General features: G+C 41.4%; 1 pseudogene. It reads right to left on the bottom strand.

The annotated features are described in order from the left end of the window. A pseudogene (locus HT679_RS10840) lies at window positions 1–573 on the bottom strand (hypothetical protein); the annotation flags it as partial.

The raw sequence follows: 573 nt of genomic DNA, 5'->3' as shown, positions 1-573 counted from the left end.
AGTCAATTTAGACGAATTTTTATAGTCTGAAGTACTTGGTGTGACATCACCGTTCTCAGGGGTTATCGTATAAGATGTAGTGCGTTTCACAACATCGTTTCCGACTTTAAGGTATTCATCCTTTGCTTTCACTTCACCTGGTTTAACGATTTCGTCATTAGCATTCGGTGTGACATCACCGTTCTCAGGGGTCACCGTATAAGATGTAGTGCGTTTCACAACATCGTTTCCGACTTTAAGGTATTCAACCTTGTCTTTCACTTCACCTGGTTTAACGATTTCGTCATTAACATTCGGTGTAACATCACCGTTCTCAGGGGTCACCGTATAAGATGTAGTGCGTTTCACAACATCGTTTCCGACTTTAAGGTATTCAACCTTGTCTTTCACTTCACCTGGTTTAACGATTTCGTCATTAACATTCGGTGTAACATCACCGTTCTCAGGGGTCACCGTATAAGATGTAGTGCGTTTCACAACATCGTTTCCGACTTTAAGGTATTCAACCTTGTCTTTCACTTCACCTGGTTTAACGATTTCGTCATTAACATTCGGTGTAACATCACCGTTCTC

The sequence above is a fragment of the Streptococcus sp. 4886 genome, from assembly GCF_013276485.1.
Lineage (GTDB): Bacteria > Bacillota > Bacilli > Lactobacillales > Streptococcaceae > Streptococcus.
The sequence above is the reverse complement of the archived record's forward strand: the minus strand, read 5'-3'. Positions and strand labels throughout refer to the sequence as shown.